Annotated in this window: 16 protein-coding genes; 6 read left to right on the plus strand and 10 right to left on the minus strand. The window is 64.0% G+C overall.

Features of this window, described 5'->3' with window-relative positions; translation table 11 throughout:
- The first annotated feature begins 10 nt into the window (after positions 1 to 10).
- On the plus strand, positions 11 to 823 hold the full coding sequence (locus ABD847_RS00205) for a substrate-binding periplasmic protein (RefSeq protein WP_345008858.1): 813 nt from the start codon (positions 11 to 13) through the stop codon (positions 821 to 823).
- 68 nt (positions 824 to 891) lie between these two features.
- Here the strand turns inward: ABD847_RS00205 and ABD847_RS00210 are convergent, their stop codons facing one another.
- From ABD847_RS00210 to ABD847_RS00235, 6 genes are read right to left on the minus strand one after another with little or no spacing between them, the layout of a single operon-like run.
- A complete protein-coding gene (locus tag ABD847_RS00210) occupies positions 892 to 1,542 on the minus strand; it encodes an HAD family hydrolase (protein WP_345008860.1) in 651 nt (216 codons plus the stop codon).
- Positions 1,542 to 2,531, minus strand: coding sequence for an ABC transporter ATP-binding protein (locus ABD847_RS00215; RefSeq protein ID WP_345008861.1), 990 nt, complete (start codon positions 2,529 to 2,531; stop codon positions 1,542 to 1,544). Before ABD847_RS00215 ends, ABD847_RS00210 begins: the two co-directional genes overlap by 1 nt.
- 10 nt (positions 2,532 to 2,541) lie before the next feature.
- Positions 2,542 to 3,315, minus strand: coding sequence for an ABC transporter permease (locus ABD847_RS00220; RefSeq protein ID WP_345008862.1), 774 nt, complete (start codon positions 3,313 to 3,315; stop codon positions 2,542 to 2,544).
- Positions 3,302 to 4,189 (minus strand): ABC transporter permease, encoded by an 888-nt coding sequence (locus tag ABD847_RS00225; protein ID WP_345008863.1) that lies wholly within the window; start codon positions 4,187 to 4,189, stop codon positions 3,302 to 3,304. The genes ABD847_RS00220 and ABD847_RS00225 overlap by 14 nt, the downstream gene beginning before the upstream one ends.
- The gene (locus tag ABD847_RS00230) at positions 4,186 to 5,013 is read right to left on the minus strand and encodes an alkaline phosphatase family protein (RefSeq protein WP_345008865.1); all 828 of its coding nucleotides are present in this window, start codon (positions 5,011 to 5,013) and stop codon (positions 4,186 to 4,188) included. The genes ABD847_RS00225 and ABD847_RS00230 overlap by 4 nt, the downstream gene beginning before the upstream one ends.
- A gap of 5 nt (positions 5,014 to 5,018) precedes the next feature.
- On the minus strand, positions 5,019 to 6,065 hold the full coding sequence (locus ABD847_RS00235; RefSeq protein WP_345008867.1) for an ABC transporter substrate-binding protein: 1,047 nt from the start codon (positions 6,063 to 6,065) through the stop codon (positions 5,019 to 5,021).
- Between the two features lie 317 nt (positions 6,066 to 6,382).
- Here ABD847_RS00235 and ABD847_RS00240 point away from each other — a divergent pair, with 317 nt between their 5' ends.
- The 5 genes from ABD847_RS00240 to ABD847_RS00260 all read left to right on the plus strand — a co-directional run bounded on the left by ABD847_RS00240 (position 6,383) and on the right by ABD847_RS00260 (position 10,966).
- Positions 6,383 to 7,123 (plus strand): UTRA domain-containing protein, encoded by a 741-nt coding sequence (locus ABD847_RS00240; protein ID WP_345008870.1) that lies wholly within the window; start codon positions 6,383 to 6,385, stop codon positions 7,121 to 7,123.
- 100 nt (positions 7,124 to 7,223) lie between these two features.
- Entirely contained in the window at positions 7,224 to 9,098 is a 1,875-nt protein-coding gene (locus ABD847_RS00245) for an ABC transporter ATP-binding protein (RefSeq protein ID WP_345008872.1), read from the plus strand.
- Between the two features lie 105 nt (positions 9,099 to 9,203).
- On the plus strand, positions 9,204 to 9,548 hold the full coding sequence (locus ABD847_RS00250; RefSeq protein WP_345008874.1) for a hypothetical protein: 345 nt from the start codon (positions 9,204 to 9,206) through the stop codon (positions 9,546 to 9,548).
- Positions 9,549 to 9,760: 212 nt separating this feature from the next.
- Positions 9,761 to 10,141 carry an Hpt domain-containing protein gene (locus tag ABD847_RS00255; protein WP_345008876.1) on the plus strand — a complete coding sequence of 127 codons (381 nt, stop codon included), beginning with the start codon at positions 9,761 to 9,763 and terminating at the stop codon, positions 10,139 to 10,141.
- 66 nt (positions 10,142 to 10,207) lie between these two features.
- A complete protein-coding gene (locus ABD847_RS00260; RefSeq protein ID WP_345008878.1) occupies positions 10,208 to 10,966 on the plus strand; it encodes a MiaE family protein in 759 nt (252 codons plus the stop codon).
- Positions 10,967 to 10,983: 17 nt separating this feature from the next.
- On the opposite strand, the gene ABD847_RS00265 is transcribed toward ABD847_RS00260, so the two are convergent.
- The 4 genes from ABD847_RS00265 to ABD847_RS00280 are packed head-to-tail and all read right to left on the minus strand — an operon-like array spanning position 10,984 to position 14,630.
- Complete coding sequence (locus ABD847_RS00265; RefSeq protein WP_345008880.1) at positions 10,984 to 11,796, minus strand: peptide ABC transporter ATP-binding protein; 813 nt, start codon at positions 11,794 to 11,796, stop codon at positions 10,984 to 10,986.
- Positions 11,793 to 12,791 carry a peptide ABC transporter ATP-binding protein gene (locus tag ABD847_RS00270; protein WP_345008883.1) on the minus strand — a complete coding sequence of 333 codons (999 nt, stop codon included), beginning with the start codon at positions 12,789 to 12,791 and terminating at the stop codon, positions 11,793 to 11,795. The genes ABD847_RS00265 and ABD847_RS00270 overlap by 4 nt, the downstream gene beginning before the upstream one ends.
- The gene (locus ABD847_RS00275; RefSeq protein ID WP_345008885.1) at positions 12,791 to 13,684 is read right to left on the minus strand and encodes an ABC transporter permease subunit; all 894 of its coding nucleotides are present in this window, start codon (positions 13,682 to 13,684) and stop codon (positions 12,791 to 12,793) included. Before ABD847_RS00275 ends, ABD847_RS00270 begins: the two co-directional genes overlap by 1 nt.
- Positions 13,668 to 14,630 (minus strand): ABC transporter permease subunit, encoded by a 963-nt coding sequence (locus ABD847_RS00280; protein WP_345008886.1) that lies wholly within the window; start codon positions 14,628 to 14,630, stop codon positions 13,668 to 13,670. The genes ABD847_RS00275 and ABD847_RS00280 overlap by 17 nt, the downstream gene beginning before the upstream one ends.

Below are 14,630 nucleotides of genomic sequence, written 5' to 3' on the forward strand. Positions count from 1 at the left end.
AGGAGCCTATATGAGGCTGTGGAATAGGATGAGTGCGTTGCTGCGCTGGGCTGGTTTGACGGGTTGCGTATTTGGCGGCCTCTGGCTGGTGGGGGCCTTGCCGGCCATGGCGTGTGAGCGCCCCTTGTCGGTGGGTTATGATCAGTGGCCGCCTTATCACTACCGGAACGCCGATGGCAAGATGGGCGGCTTTGCCATCGAGGTGCTCGAAGAAGTTGCCAAACGCATGGGCTGCCCGCTGGAATACAAGGAGCGCCCCTGGCGGCGGGTGCTGCTGGAGCTGAAGGCCGGCACCACGGATGTGGCCATGGAGGCCTACTACAACGACGAGCGGGCCGCGTATGCCTGGTTTTCCGAGGCCTACAATCCCAGTTCGGCTCACCTCTGGGTCAAGCAGGGCACCCAGCTAAGGCACAGGGATCTCAAGGCCTTGATCGAGAGCGGCTTCCGCCTGGGGGTCACCAAATCCTTCTTCTACGGGCCCCTGATGCAGGGCATGCGGCATCATCCCAACGTGGAAGAGGTGGAGGATGAGAGCCAGAACTACGGCAAGCTGCTCAAGGGGCGGCTGGACGGCTTTCTCGGCGACACCCTGGCCACCCGCTGGGCCATCGACCAACAGGGGCTGGCAGGCCAAATTCAGCGTGCGGATCTGGCGGTCTATCAGGCGCCGGCCGCCTTCATGCTCAGCAAGCAGAGTGTGTCGCGTGATCAGGTGAGCGCCTTTAACCGCGCCTTGCTGGCCATGAAGCAGGACGGCAGCTACCAGACCATCCTGGACCACTATCTGGGGCGCACCGAGGTCCAGAGTACGCCGGAGTAATCACAGCCATGAGAGCCAAAACAGACACCCGCCAGTTGGCGGGTGTTTGTTTGTGCGCCGGGGCGGGCTTAGCCGCCCCACTGCAGGGACTCCCAGCCCCGGGCTTGGGCCAGCCTGGCCAGCCGTTCGCCAGGGTTGACCACATGGGCATGCTGTACCAGTTCCAGCAGCGGCAGATCGTTGATGGAGTCGCTGTAGCCATGGCTGCCCAGCAGATCCAGCTCGTCCCCCAGCCACTGGCGCAGCCGCGTCACCTTGCCGGCCTGAAAGCTCAGCACCCCCTGAGTGCGACCCGTATAGCGGCCATCGGCTTGTTCCAGCTCGATGGCCAGCACCTCCTGGACCCCCAGGTGTGCGGCCACCGGACGGACGATATGTTCGCCACTGGCCGAGACGATGATGAGGCGATCCCCCTGTTCACGATAGCGCTGCAGCAGCGCCTGGGCCTCGGGATAGAGGCGGGGCAGGATGCGCTCCGTCAGGCAGAGTGCCACCTCGTCGGCTACCTCGGCCTGGCTGCGATCCGCCAGCGGACTCAGGGTAAAGGCCATGTACTCTTCCATGGCCAGGGTGCCGGCGTAGTAGCGGGCCATCAGGGCCTGCTCCTGCTGTGCCATGGCTGCGTCGGCCCAGCCCCGTGCCACCATGTGCTCAAACCAGAGGCTGGCGGTGTCACCGTCCAGCAGGGTGTCATCCAGATCAAACAGCGCCAGCGCCATCAGGCCACCTCCCGAAACTGATCGGTCTGAAACTGCAGCGCCACCAGGGTGCCGGGGGGCAGCAGGCCCTGCACACCCTGGTTCAGGGTATCAACGTCCAGCCGCTGATCCTGCCATTGCACCTGATAACGCACCACGTTGCCCAGCAGCTGGTGGCCCAGCACCCGGGCTTGGCCCTGAGCCTGAGGTTGTAGCTGGATGCATTCTGGGCGGATGGCCAGGTAACCCTGGCCCTGATGCCCCAGCAGACGCCGTGCCGTCTCGGCGTCCAGCAGGTTGTAATGGCCGATGAAGCGGGCGGCGAAGCGGTTCACCGGACGGGCATAGATCTCTTCGGCGGTGCCGGTCTGCACTATCTGGCCGTCCTGCATCAGCACGATGCGATCGGAGAGCAGCAGGGCCTCCTCCTGATCGTGGGTCACAAAGACGGTGGTGACCCCCAGTTTATGCACCAGCTCGCGGATCTGGCTGCGCAAATGACGGCGGATGCGGGCATCCAGCGCCGAGAGGGGCTCATCCAGCAGCAAGAGACGTGGCCTGACCGCCAGGGCGCGGGCCAGGGCCACCCGCTGCTGCTGCCCGCCGGACAGCTCGCCGGGCATGGCGTTGGCCTTACCGGCCAGCTCCACCAGCTCCAGCATCTGCATCACCCGCTCGCGGCGCTCGGGTTCCGGCACCCCTTGCATCTTCAGGCCAAAGCCCACGTTGCCCGCCACCGTCATGTTGGGGAACAGGGCGTAATGCTGGAACACCATGCCAATCTGGCGCTGTTGCGGTGCGCGGTGGGTGATCTCTTCGCCGGCCATCAGGATCTGGCCGCCGTCGATGGGGGTCAGACCCGCCAGGGCGCGCAGCAGTGTGCTCTTGCCGCAGCCGCTGGGGCCCAGCAGGGTGATGAGCTCCCCTTCTTGAATGCTGAGATGGAGGTTGTCGAACAGGGGGCGGTCCGGGAGCTGTTTGCTCAGGCCACGCAGGGTAACAAAGCTCATGGGTGGCTCCTTATCGGTTGAAACGGCTGGCCAGCCAGGTCAGCAGCAGGGTGATGAGGAAGTAGCTGATCACCAGGGCACTGGTGTAGTGGCCGCTGGTGGCGCGCATGTTGTACAGGTAGATCTGCAGCGTCTCGAAGCGGGTGCCCACCAGCAGGTTGGCGAACACGAATTCCCCCATCAAAAACGAGAAGCTCAAGAACAGCGCCGAGAACAGACTCTTGCGCAGGGACGGCAGTATCACCAGCCAAAAGGCCTTGGGCGCCGAGGCCCCCAGCAGCTGGGCGGCGGCCATCAAATCGTGCAGCGCCAGCCGGGAGAGGCGGTTGGCCAGGGCGCGGTAGAGCAGGGGCAGCGCCAGACTGAAATAGCAGCCCAGCAGGATCCAGGGGGTGCCCACCAGGGGCAGGGCTCCCCCAGCATACAGGCTGAGCAGGCCGACGCTGGCGACGACCGGCGGCATGGCAAAGGGCAGCAGGATCAGCAGCCCCATGGGTTTGTCCAGCTGCGGATAGCGGTAGAAGATGACGAAGGCCGCCGGCACCACCACCAGATAGGTGAGCAGCAGGCTGCCACCACAGACCAGCAGGGAGCGCCCCAACGCCGCCAAAAAGCGCGGTTCGGCCCACAACTGCAGGTACCAGTTCAGCGAGAAACCGTCTGGCAGTATGGTGGCGCCCCAGTGACTGGACAGGGAATAGACCAGGGTGGCGAAGATGGGCAGCAACAGCAGCCCCATCAGGCTGCCCAGCACCGCCTTGGGCCAGTGTCTAGCGATTGGCATAGTGGAACCTCCCCTTCAGCAGCTGATTGCCCCAGCAGATGAGGGCCAGGATCAGCAGCAGCAAGACGCACAGGGCGGCGGCCAGCTCGGGATCCGGGAAGAGATCGCCGGAGACCAGGCTGGCGATGCGGATGGTCAGCAGGTTGATGTTGCCCAGGGTCAGGGCATAGGCGCTGGCGTAGGCCCCCATGGCGTTGGCAAACAACAGGATGAAGGTGCCCAGCAGGGCCGGCGCCAGTACGGGCAGGGTGATGTGCCGCAAGATCTGCCAGGGGCTGGCTCCCAAGAGGGCGGCGGCCTCCTGCCACTGGGGCTGCAGGTTGTCGAAGGCCGGGTAGAGCAGCAGCAGGGCCAAGGGCAGCTGAAAGTAGATATACAGCAGCAGCAGGCCATTCATGGAGTAGAGATCAAACAGCTCAATGCCCCACCACTGGCGGGCCATCAGGGTGATGGCGCCGTTGGTGCCCAGGATGACGATGAAGGCGAAGGCCAGGGGCACACCGGCCATGTTGCTGCTCATGTTGGTGAAGGCGATGACGGCATCGCGCCAGCGGCCCGGTACCCGGGTGAGGGCCGCGGCCCCCACGCCGGCGATGAGCAGGCCAGCCAGGCTGGAGCAGCCGGAGAGCCACAGGCTCTTGCCGAAGGCCTGCCGGTAGAAGGGCGAGTCCAGGATGGACGCAAAGCGCGACAGGGTAAAGCCGTCCGGGCTCCAGATGGCATGCCATAGCACCCAGCCCAGGGGCGCCAGGCAGAAGAGGCCCAGCAGCAACAGCAGGGGTAGCAGCCACAGCAGGGCTAGCGGCCGGCGGGTTGACGGGCCGGTTCGAGGGGCATCCCAGGTGGTGGTGCGGCTTAGGATGAGACTGGTCATGCGGCTCTCCAAGGGGGATTGAGCAGCGCCGGGCAGGCCGGCAGGGCGTGCTCCAGGCCCAGCAGGTCGGCCAATGTGCCGCACAACTCCACCTGCTGTGGCGGCACACTGGGGCTGTGGTTGAAGGCCTCGCCCAGCAGGAACAGCGGCACCTCCCGCTCGCAGGGCAGGCTGCCGCCATGGGTGTGGTCGTCGTTCATGCCGTGGTCGCTCGTGATCAGGATCTGATAGCCGGCGGCGCGCCAGTCGGGCAGGAAGTCGCTCAGCATAATATCGAAACGCCGGGCGGCGTTGCGGTACTGAGGGCTGGACAGGCCGTACTGATGGCCGGCGTCATCCACGTTCATGGGATGGATGAACAGAAGATCCGGCTGATGGCGGCGCAGCAGATCATCGGCATCGATCAGCAGGTGATCGTCCGGGTAATGGTCCTGGTGATAGAAGCGGCCGTACTGGATGGGCAGGCTGGGATCCTCGGTGAAGCGATCCCGCCGGGCGTCATAGGGGCTGCGGTTATACAGCTCGCTGACCCAGTGGTAGGCGGCCGCCGCCGTGGTGAGCCCGGCCTGCTGCGCCAGGCCAAACAGACTGGGGCCGTGGGACAGGCGGGTGATGCCGTTGTGGCGGATGCCGCTTTGCACCGGTGTCTGACCGGTGAGCAGGGTCTCGTAGAGGGGACGGGAGAGGGAGGGCAACTCGCTCTGCAACTTGTGCAGGCTGGCGTCGCCCGACTCACACAAGGCCAGCAGGTAGCCCATGCTGTGCTGGGCTACCTGATAGGCCAGGCCGTCAATAAGCAGATAGATGACCTTGGCGTGTGTCATGGCGGTTACGGCTGATAGATCATGACGTTTTCCTGCCACAGACGGGGCAGGGCCTTACCCGCTTCACTCCAGGCATCAAAGTCGCCTACCGGCTTGGCGGCAGCGTATTGCTCCGGCGGCAGCATCTTGGCCTTGACGTCATCCGGCAGCACCACATCGCTGCGAATGGGGCGGGCATAGCCGCGGGCCAGGTTGATTTGACCGGCGTCGCTCAGGATATATTCCCGGGCCAGCTTGGCGGCATTGGGGTGCTTGGCGTACTTGTTGATGATGGTGGTGTAGCCGGAGATCACTGAGCCGTCGGAGGGGATCACCACCAGGAAGCGGTTGGGATCTATCTTGTCGCGGTAGTTCAAGGCATTGAAGTCCCACAGCACGGCGACGGCTACCTCACCCTTCTCCAGGTTGGCCAGGGAGGGATCGGTGAGGGAGAGGCGGCCCTGCTTGGCCAAGTCGGCAAACAAGTCGAAGGCGGGTTTGAGGTTTTTCTCGTTACCGCCACCGGCGATGGCGGCAGCCAGCACGCCGTTATTGGCCTGAGAGGCGACCCCCACGTTGCCGACGGTCACCTTGTACTGGCCGCTGCGCAGGTCGGCCCAGCTCTTGGGCGGGTTGGGCACCAGATCCTTGTTGATCATGAAGGCGATGGTGCCGGTATAGGCCAACATCCAGTTGCCATCTTGATCTTTGGCCCAGGCGGGAATGGCGTCCCAATGAGTAGGTTTGTAGGCCAGCGTCAGGCCCTTTTGCACCGCCAACGGACCGAAGGCATGGCCCACATCGCCGATATCGGCGGTGGCGTCGCCGGCCTCGGCGGCAAACTTGGCCAGCTCCTCGGCGGAGCTCATGTCGGTGTCCATGTGCGCCAGGCCATACTGGCTGTGCAGGTCTTGCCAGGTGTCTTTCCAGTTGGCCCAGCTGTCGGGCATGCCGATGCTGTTGACGGCACCTTCGGCCTGGGCGGCCTTGACCAGATCGGCCGGGGCCGCTGCCTGGCTGGCGAAGGGGAGGGCAAGGCTGCCCAGGATGAGACAGAGGGATAGGGCTTTCATGGTGTGACTCCTTCTGGACTAGGTCAGATTGGGTTGTTGCTGTTGTTTTGTATTATTCACAGCCACTTGTGACACCTGGGTGACAGTTTCTTGAAGGTTAACGGTGTGATGTAGCGCAAACAATAGCCAGAATGCAATTCGCAACAATCGGCTAGTTGGACTAGTCCAGATGGGTGATTTACCGGCGGTTATGGGGTTCGACAGCGGGTCATGACACTAAAACGCCACGTCGGCAGGCTATTGTGAGGGGCATTCGGGGAGCAGTTGACCCCGGTTATGCTATCTTTGCCCGCCGTTACCATGTCAGAGGGGATGTCATGAGCCAGTGGATGAGTCCAGATGAGCGCCAGCCCACCCAGGTGGCCCAGATCCGTCAATCCTTGCAGGAGCAGATCCGCGCTGGCCTGTTGCGGCCCGGTATGCGGCTGCCGTCGGAACGGGCACTGAGCGAACGCTTCGCCACCACCCGCATCACCCTGAAGGAAGCCCTGGCGGTGCTGGAGACCGAGGGGCAGATCTACCGGGAAGAGCGACGCGGCTGGTTCGTGGCGCCGCCACGCCTCATCTACGATCCGCGCACCAAGAGCCACTTCCAGGCCATGGTGGAGAGTCAGGGCCGCGCCGCCACCACCCGGGTGCTGCAGGCCGGCCCCGTGGTGGCCAACGCCGAGCTGTGCCAGCGCATGGGGCTGGCGCCTTTGAGCCCCTTGCTCAAGATCTGTCGGGTGCGCTCCCTGGACTCCCGGGATGTCTTGTACGTGGAGCACTACCTGCTGCCGGAACGGTTTCCCGGCCTGCTGGAGATGGATCTCACCTGCTCCCTGACGCGCTTGTATGCCGAACGCTATGGCATCGGCTATGGCCAGTCCACCTTCGACATTCTGCCCACCGCCGCCCACGGCGCCGTGGCGCGGGCCTTGGGGCTGCCCCAGGGGGCGCCCCTGTTGCAGATCTGCCGGCTGAACCTGGACGGCCAGGGGCGACTGATCGACTGCGACATGGAGTATTGGCGGCAGGATGCGGTGGTCATTCGCATTCAGAGCGATCCACTGCCCTAGGACAGCACTTTATCCTAGTCTTTATGGCTGCTAACCTACCGGATCCTGCCGCCGGCCTTTAACCCATGACGGCGGCCGTCGCACCATTTCGAGGTATCTCATGTTTCGCTTTTTCGAGGGGCTGACCCGTCCCTTCCCCGAGGAGGAGCCCACTCAGCCTCCTGCAGGTCTCTACCGCTTCTGTCGTCACTACACCCGGGGCATGGAGCCCTACCTGCTGCTCATGTCGCTGCTCAGCGCCCTGATCGCCGTGGGGGAGGTGGTGTTGTTTGGTTTCCTGGGGCGCCTGGTGGACTGGCTGTCCACCCAGCAGCCGGGTTCCTTGTTTGACAGCAGTGGCGATCGCCTGCTGTGGATGGGTGCCCTGCTGCTCATCGGTCTGCCGCTCCTGGTGCTGCTGCATTCGCTCTTGATGCACCAGAGCCTGCTGGGGAACTATCCCATGGCGATTCGCTGGCAGGCCCACCGCTATCTGCTCAAGCAGAGCCTGTCGTTTTACAGCAATGACTTTGCCGGTCGGGTGGCCACCAAGGTGATGCAGACGGCGCTGGCGGTGCGGGAAACCGTGATGAAGCTGCTGGATGTCATGGTCTACGTGCTGGTCTATTTCGGCTCCATGCTGGTGATGGTGGGCCAGGCGGACACCCGCCTGATGCTGCCCATGGTGGCCTGGCTGCTGGGCTACCTGGTGTTGCAGTGGTACTTCGTGCCGCGCCTGAAGCGGGTGGCCAGTGCCCAGGCGGAGGCCCGCTCGCTGATGACCGGTCGGGTGGTGGACAGCTACACCAACATCCAGACCGTCAAGCTGTTCTCCCACACCCGCCGGGAGGCCGACTATGCCCGTGAGGGCATGGGTGAATTTATGGAGACGGTGAACCGGCAGATGCGGCTGGCCACCGGGGTCAGCGTCAGCGTCCAGGTGCTTAACTACCTGCTGGCCTTCGCCGTGGCCGCCACCGCCATCTGGCTGTGGAGTCAGTCCGCCATCAGCATAGGTGCCATTGCCATCGCCATCAGCCTGGCGTTGCGGCTCAACGGCATGTCCCAGTGGATCATGTGGGAGCTCAGTGCCCTGTTCGAGAATATCGGTACCGTGGCCGACGGCAGCCAGACCCTCGCCAAGCCTCTGGAGGTGGTGGATGCGCCGAACGCGTCGGCGTTGCGGGTAACCCGCGGCGAGGTACGCTTCGAGCAGGTGAGCTTCCATTACGGCAAGGGGGCCGGCGTGCTGGATCAGCTGGATCTCACCATCAAGCCGGGCGAGAAGATTGGCATCGTCGGTCGCTCCGGCGCCGGCAAGTCCACCCTGGTGAACCTGCTGCTGCGCTTTTATGACGTGGAGGCCGGCCGCATCCTCATCGACGGCCAGGATATTCGTCAGGTCAGTCAGGAGAGCCTGCGGGCTCATATCGGCATGGTCACCCAGGACACGGCGCTGCTGCACCGCACGGTGCGGGAAAATATCCTCTACGGCGCGCCGGAAGCCAGCGAGGCGGATCTGCGGCGGGCGGCGGTACAGGCCGAGGCCATGGACTTTATCGAGACGCTCTCGGACCCTTATGGCAATCAAGGCTTCGATGCCCAGGTGGGGGAGCGGGGCGTCAAGCTCTCCGGCGGCCAGCGTCAGCGTATCGCCCTGGCCCGGGTGCTGCTCAAAAATGCCCCCCTGCTGATCCTGGATGAGGCCACCTCGGCCCTGGACTCGGAAGTGGAGGCGGCCATTCAGGCCAGCCTGGATCGCCTGATGGAGGGCAAGACGGTGATTGCCATCGCCCACCGCCTCTCCACCATAGCGGCGCTGGATCGCCTGGTGGTGATGGACAAGGGGCGGATCGTCGAGCAGGGCACCCACGCCGAGCTGTTGGCCCTGGGGGGGATTTATGCCCAGCTGTGGGCCCATCAGACCGGCGGTTTCCTGGGACTGGACACAGAGGCGGCAGGCGCTGAGTCGTATTCAAATGGCGACAAATGCTAAGCCTCGCAAGCCAGGGTAAAAGCGGGTAAAAGCCCCTGTGTGGCGGCAGCGACTCTCTTAATATGACCTCGTAGTACCGGACTCCTAACAAGCACGAGGTTTATCATGACAAACAAGACTCGCGTCGCCCTGGCGGCCTGGTTGGCCCTGCTGGGCAGTAGCGCTGCCTTGGCGTCCACCAAGCTGCCTGACCATGGTCACCCGCCAGGACCGCCCCAAGAGGCGATCACGGCCTGTAGCGGTTTGGGTGAAGGGGATGTCTGCTCGGTGCAGACGCCGCAGGGTGAGTCGCTGGACGGGGTCTGCACCCTGTTCAAGGCACCGCCTGCCGCCAGTGGTGCCAGCAGCACCGACACCAGCGCTCAGCTGGGCTGTCGTCCGAGCAACATGCCGGAGCCGCCCCAAGGTGGCAAGCCGCCGCGGCCTGACGAAGACACCGAGGAGCAGTAAGCCGCTGTCATCCGCAGCGTGAGTCTCCCTCACCCAAAAAGGGACGCATAAGCGTCCTTTTTTTTCGCAATTTGCAAACTGAAACGCCCAGCTCAGAGTCGTTTAGCATTTTGCCTGCCTGTGCCGGGGTTTGGCAGCGGATGAGACTGCACTTTGCGGCAAAATCCAGGCGCATTTTTTGCAGTGTCTGCCCATCAACGTGGGAGACTATCGTGAACCACCACAACGCATGCCCGGCAGGTACCCTGCTGGATCAAGCCTATTTTCGATGTTTGCTGGCGCAGATGGATCAGTCGGCCGCCGGTCGACTGATCACCACCTTCAGCGAGGAAACCCAGCGGCGCCTGACCCTGCTCAACTGGTTGCTGGGGCAGCAGGACTGGTTTCAGGCCAGCCTGCAGGCCCATGCCTTGAAAAGCACGGCCGCCAGCCTGGGGGCGCTGGGATTGCAACGCTATGCCGCCAAGCTGGAGCTGGCGTGCCTGGCGCAGGCTGCCAGCTGTGCCTGGGGCTATAGCCGCCTGCTGGAGCCCTTGGCCGGACGCACCCTGCGCCGCCTGAGTGCCCTGCTGCCCCATCGGGCCACCGTCTAGGGGCTGGCTTGGCAGGGCGGCCAGGCTGGCTTAGACTCGGGCCTCTGGTTAGCCCTGAGTGATGCCATGCCCATTGACGACTACGCCGATCTGCTGATTCCCATTCATGCCTTCTTGCATTGCCCGACCCCCATTCCCTGGCTGAGCGCCGCGGTGCAGGCGCCGGACTTGCTGCTGCAAGATCATGCCAACTGTGAGCTGAAGGCGGCGCTGACCGCCCACAGCTTGATCCGGCGTTACTGTCTGCCTCGCGAGCATCGGCATCGGTTGCCGGCCTTGAGCTTCTATGACGGTCTGGAGGCGGTGCCGGACAAGGATGAGGTGCTGGGGCGCCGGCTCACCACGGAAGATGAGCGGCGGGTGTTTGACTTGCTGACCCCGGGGCCGCTGCTGAGCAAGCTGGTGCGACTGATTCAAGAAGAGCTGCACCATTATGCCCAGGTGCGGGAGTTGATGGCGGCGCGGGGGATACCGGAGCATCCCTTGCCGGCGGGGCGCTATGCCAAGGGGTTGCTGGCGGCGGTGCGCACCCATGAGCCGGCCTGTCTGGTGGATCGCCTCATCGTCGGTGCCTATATCGAGGCGCGCTCCTGCGAGCGCTTCGCCTGCCTGGTGCCCCTGGTGGATGAGGAGCTGGGCCGCTTCTACCTGTCGCTGCTGCGCTCCGAGGCGCGCCACTACCAAGATTACCTGAGCCTGGCCCAGTCCCTGAGTCCCACGTCCATCGCCCCCAGGGTGGCGCTGTTCGGAGCTCTGGAGGCGGAGCTGATTAGCACGCCGGATCCGCAGCTGCGTTTTCACAGTGGCGTACCTCTGGCCCCGTAGCCCTGGCCGGCCGTTGCTTAGTCGGCGGCCACCCTGTGCTCGGGGGCGTGGCGGTATTCGTGTTCGTAGCTTTGGATCAGGCGACGGGTGATCTCCTGCTGAGGGGCGGAGAAGACCGCCTCGGTTGGCCCCGTCTCCACCACCTTGCCCTGGTGCATGATGATCACCTTGTCGCTCATGTGCCGCACCAGACCCAGATCGTTAGCCACGATCACGTAGGAGAGCCCCAGGTTCTTCTGCAGCTTGAGCAACAGGTTGACGATCTGGGCCCGCATGGACACATCCAGTACCGAGAAGGCCTCATCGGCCACTATGATGCGTGGGCTCAGGATCAGGGCCCGCGCCAGAGCCACCCGCTGTTTCTGGCCGGCGGAGATCATCTGGGGGTAGAAGAGGGCGTGCTCGGGCAGCAGGCCCACCATGCGCAGGGTGTCGATGACCTTGTGCTTGCGCTCCAGGGGGCTCAGCCGGCTGTTGAGGATAAGGGGCGCCTCCAGGATGCGTCCGATGCGCAGGCTGGGATTGAGCGACGAGTTGGGATCCTGAAAAATCATCCGGATAAGCTTGCAACGCTGCTGATAGTTACCCTCATCCATCACCTGACCATCCACCCGTATCTCTCCCGAGGTGGCCTGGGTCACCCCGGCCAGTATCTTGGCCAGGGTGCTCTTGCCGGAACCGGCTTCCCCCACCAGGGCGATGGTCTCGCCCGCCTCTAGGCTAAAGGAGACATGATCCAGCGCCTTTTGCACCACCCGGCGAAACAGGCCGCTGCGGCGGCTATAGCTTTTGCTCAGGCCATGGACCTGCAACAGGGGAGCAGGGGTCATTTACGGGATTCCTCCAGGTTGAGGGGGAAGTGACAGCTGTAGTGATGGCCCTTGTTCTGCAGCAGGGGCGGCGTCTTGACGCACTGCTTCTGGGCGTAAGGGCAGCGAGGCCCCAGGCGGCAGCCGATGGGCAGGTGCTGCAGCGGGGGTATGGATCCGGGCAGGGGATTGAGGTAGGACTTGTGGGCCAGCCGGCCACTGAAGTCGGGAATGGCATCCAGCAGGGCATCGGTATAGGGATGGTGCGGCTGGGTCAGCACCTGCTCCCGGCTGCCGGTCTCCACCATCTGGCCGCAATACATGACGCTGAAGCTGTCCGCCAGGTTGCCGATGGCGGAGAGATCGCTGCTGATGAGCAGTATGGTGGTGTTGCCCACCTTGTTCATCTTGTCCAGCAGCTTGAGCAGTTGAGCCTGGGTGGTGGCCTCCATGGCGCTGATGGGCTCGTCCGCCACCAGCAACCGCGGTTTGATGGCGATAGCCATGGCGATCATCACCTTCTGGCACACCCCCACCGACAGCTCGTGGGGGTAGGCATTCATCACCTCCTTGTGATCCTTGACGCCAACCCGGTGCAGCAGGGCTATGGCGTGGCGCTTGCGCCAGTGGAATACCTGCCACCATTTGCCGTCAAACACCCGCCAGGGGATGGCATCGATCAGCTGCTCGCCCACGGGCACGCTGGGATCCAGGCAGGAGTTGGGCTCCTGAAAGATCATGGCGATGTCCCGGGTCATGATGCGGCGACGCTGGGCCTGGGTCAGGCTCAGCAGATCATGGCCGTCCATGCGCATGCGATCGGCGGTGATGCGCCAGTTATCCTTCTTCATCCCCAAAATGGCCTTGGCCACCAGGCTCTTGCCCGAGCCGGATTCACCGACGAGACCGCGGATCTCCCCCTCGTTCAGGGTCAGGCTCACCCTGTCCACGGCCTTGACCCGGCCCTGGGGGGTGTCGATCTCGATGGTGAGGTTGCGAATATCCAGCAGCGGCATCAGTCCATCCCCTTTTGCAAGGCATTGCGCAGGCCATCACCCACCAGGTTGGTGATCACCACGCTGAGCATGATGGCCAGCCCCGGCAGGGTCACGTTCCAGGAGGCCACATAGATAAGTTCCAAGCCACCGGCCAGCATGTTGCCCCATTCGGGCGCCGGCGCCTGAGCCCCTATGCCCAGGAAGGAGACGGTGCTGATGTCCAGGATGGCCATGGACAAGGCCCGGGTGGTCTGGGCCACCAGGGTATCCAGGATGTTGGGCAGCACGGCCCAGCGCAGGATGCGGTAGGGCGGAGAGCCATCCAGCCGGGCGGCGGTGACATACTCCTTGCCCAGCTCCTGGCGCACCGCATTGTAGGTGGCCCGGGTGATCTGGGGGATCAGGGCCAATGTGATGGCCAGGGTGACGTTGGGCAGCCCGGGCCCCAGCAATGCCACCAGCACGATGGCCAGCAGCAGGGAGGGGATGGAGAGCAGGGGATCCAGCACATGGTGCAGGGTGCTGGCCAACAGCCCACGGGACATGCCGCCTATGAGCCCCAGCAGGCAGCCGCACAGCAGGGCCACCAGGGTGGCCACCAGGGCATAGCCAAAGGTGAGCCGGGCACCGTGCACCAGACGCGACAGCAGATCCCGTCCCAGATCATCGGTGCCGAAGAAGTACTCTATGGTGCCTTGCTGGGTCCAGGACGGCGGCAGCAACAGGGCATTGGGATCCTGTTTTAAAGGATCAAACGAGACCATCATGGGGCCAAAGCAGAGGGTGGCCAGCAAAAACAGCAGGCCCCAGAGTCCCAGCATGGCCAGCGAGTCCTGGCGATAGGCGGCCCAGGTCTGCCCCAGGGCGGACGGAACCTTGATCTCGGGGTAGACCTTAATCTTCCTGGCCATACAGATCCTTGCGTTTAGCGGGGTAAAGCAATGTGGTGAGGGATTCGCTCAGCAGGTTCACCACCACCAGGAAACAGGCGATCACCAGCACGCCGCCCTCGATGGCGGCATAGTCGCGGGCCTGTATGCTGTTCACCAGCCAGCGGCCCATGCCGGGCCAGCTGAACACCACCTCCGTGATGACGGCGGCGGTGACCAGGCTGCCGAACTGCAGACTGAGCATGGGCACTATGGGGGGCAGGGCATTGCGCAGGCCGTGCTTGAACATCACCCGGGGGGCGGAGAGGCCGCGGCTGAAGGCGGCCTTGATGTAGTTTTGCTTGAGCACGTTGATCATGGCGCCGCGCACCAGGCGGATCACCTCAGTGGTGGGCACTATGGCCAGGACCACGGCGGGCAGCAGCAGGTGCGCCAGGGCATCACGGAACGCGGCTTCCCGGTAGGGGGAGTGAGAGAGCCAGGTATCCATCAGGGTAAAGCCGGTGACCGGCTTGACCTCGTACAACAGGCTCAGCTGGCCGGAAGAGGGTAACCAGCCCAGATCCATGGAGAGGGTCATGATCAGCAGCATGCCCAGCCAGTAGGCGGGCATGGAGTACCCCAGCAGGCTCAGGCCCAGGATGATGCGGTCGACCCAGCGCCCCTGATTCAGAGCGGCCAGGGTGCCAAGGGTGATGCCCATCAGCATGGCCAGCAGCAGGGCGGCCAGGCACAGTTCGACGGTGGCCGGCAGGTGCAGGCGGATAAGCTCTGCCACCGGCTGGTTGGAGCTGGACGAGAAGCCCAGATCCCCCTCCAGCAGGCGGGCCAGGAAGCGGAAATAACCGCCGACCAGCCCGTCAGCCCGCGGGTTCACCAGGGTGACGTCGATGCAATAGGCCAGCAGGCTCAGCATCAGCAGGGTGAAGAGCAGCAGATTAAGGCGTCGCATTATGTAATTGAGCAT

The organism is Pseudaeromonas paramecii (genome assembly GCF_039540575.1).
Lineage (GTDB): Bacteria > Pseudomonadota > Gammaproteobacteria > Enterobacterales > Aeromonadaceae > Pseudaeromonas > Pseudaeromonas paramecii.

What these genes read in the sequence shown, in the direction of transcription:
- ABD847_RS00205 (WP_345008858.1), top strand. Translation starts at nt 11, where the DNA reads ATGAGGCTGTGGAATAGGATGAGTGCGTTGCTGCGCTGGGCTGGTTTG.
- ABD847_RS00210 (WP_345008860.1), bottom strand. Translation starts at nt 1,542, where the DNA reads ATGGCGCTGGCGCTGTTTGATCTGGATGACACCCTGCTGGACGGTGAC.
- ABD847_RS00215 (WP_345008861.1), bottom strand. Translation starts at nt 2,531, where the DNA reads ATGAGCTTTGTTACCCTGCGTGGCCTGAGCAAACAGCTCCCGGACCGC.
- ABD847_RS00220 (WP_345008862.1), bottom strand. Translation starts at nt 3,315, where the DNA reads ATGCCAATCGCTAGACACTGGCCCAAGGCGGTGCTGGGCAGCCTGATG.
- ABD847_RS00225 (WP_345008863.1), bottom strand. Translation starts at nt 4,189, where the DNA reads ATGACCAGTCTCATCCTAAGCCGCACCACCACCTGGGATGCCCCTCGA.
- ABD847_RS00230 (WP_345008865.1), bottom strand. Translation starts at nt 5,013, where the DNA reads ATGACACACGCCAAGGTCATCTATCTGCTTATTGACGGCCTGGCCTAT.
- ABD847_RS00235 (WP_345008867.1), bottom strand. Translation starts at nt 6,065, where the DNA reads ATGAAAGCCCTATCCCTCTGTCTCATCCTGGGCAGCCTTGCCCTCCCC.
- ABD847_RS00240 (WP_345008870.1), top strand. Translation starts at nt 6,383, where the DNA reads ATGAGCCAGTGGATGAGTCCAGATGAGCGCCAGCCCACCCAGGTGGCC.
- ABD847_RS00245 (WP_345008872.1), top strand. Translation starts at nt 7,224, where the DNA reads ATGTTTCGCTTTTTCGAGGGGCTGACCCGTCCCTTCCCCGAGGAGGAG.
- ABD847_RS00250 (WP_345008874.1), top strand. Translation starts at nt 9,204, where the DNA reads ATGACAAACAAGACTCGCGTCGCCCTGGCGGCCTGGTTGGCCCTGCTG.
- ABD847_RS00260 (WP_345008878.1), top strand. Translation starts at nt 10,208, where the DNA reads ATGCCCATTGACGACTACGCCGATCTGCTGATTCCCATTCATGCCTTC.
- ABD847_RS00265 (WP_345008880.1), bottom strand. Translation starts at nt 11,796, where the DNA reads ATGACCCCTGCTCCCCTGTTGCAGGTCCATGGCCTGAGCAAAAGCTAT.
- ABD847_RS00270 (WP_345008883.1), bottom strand. Translation starts at nt 12,791, where the DNA reads ATGCCGCTGCTGGATATTCGCAACCTCACCATCGAGATCGACACCCCC.
- ABD847_RS00275 (WP_345008885.1), bottom strand. Translation starts at nt 13,684, where the DNA reads ATGGCCAGGAAGATTAAGGTCTACCCCGAGATCAAGGTTCCGTCCGCC.
- ABD847_RS00280 (WP_345008886.1), bottom strand. Translation starts at nt 14,630, where the DNA reads ATGCTCAATTACATAATGCGACGCCTTAATCTGCTGCTCTTCACCCTG.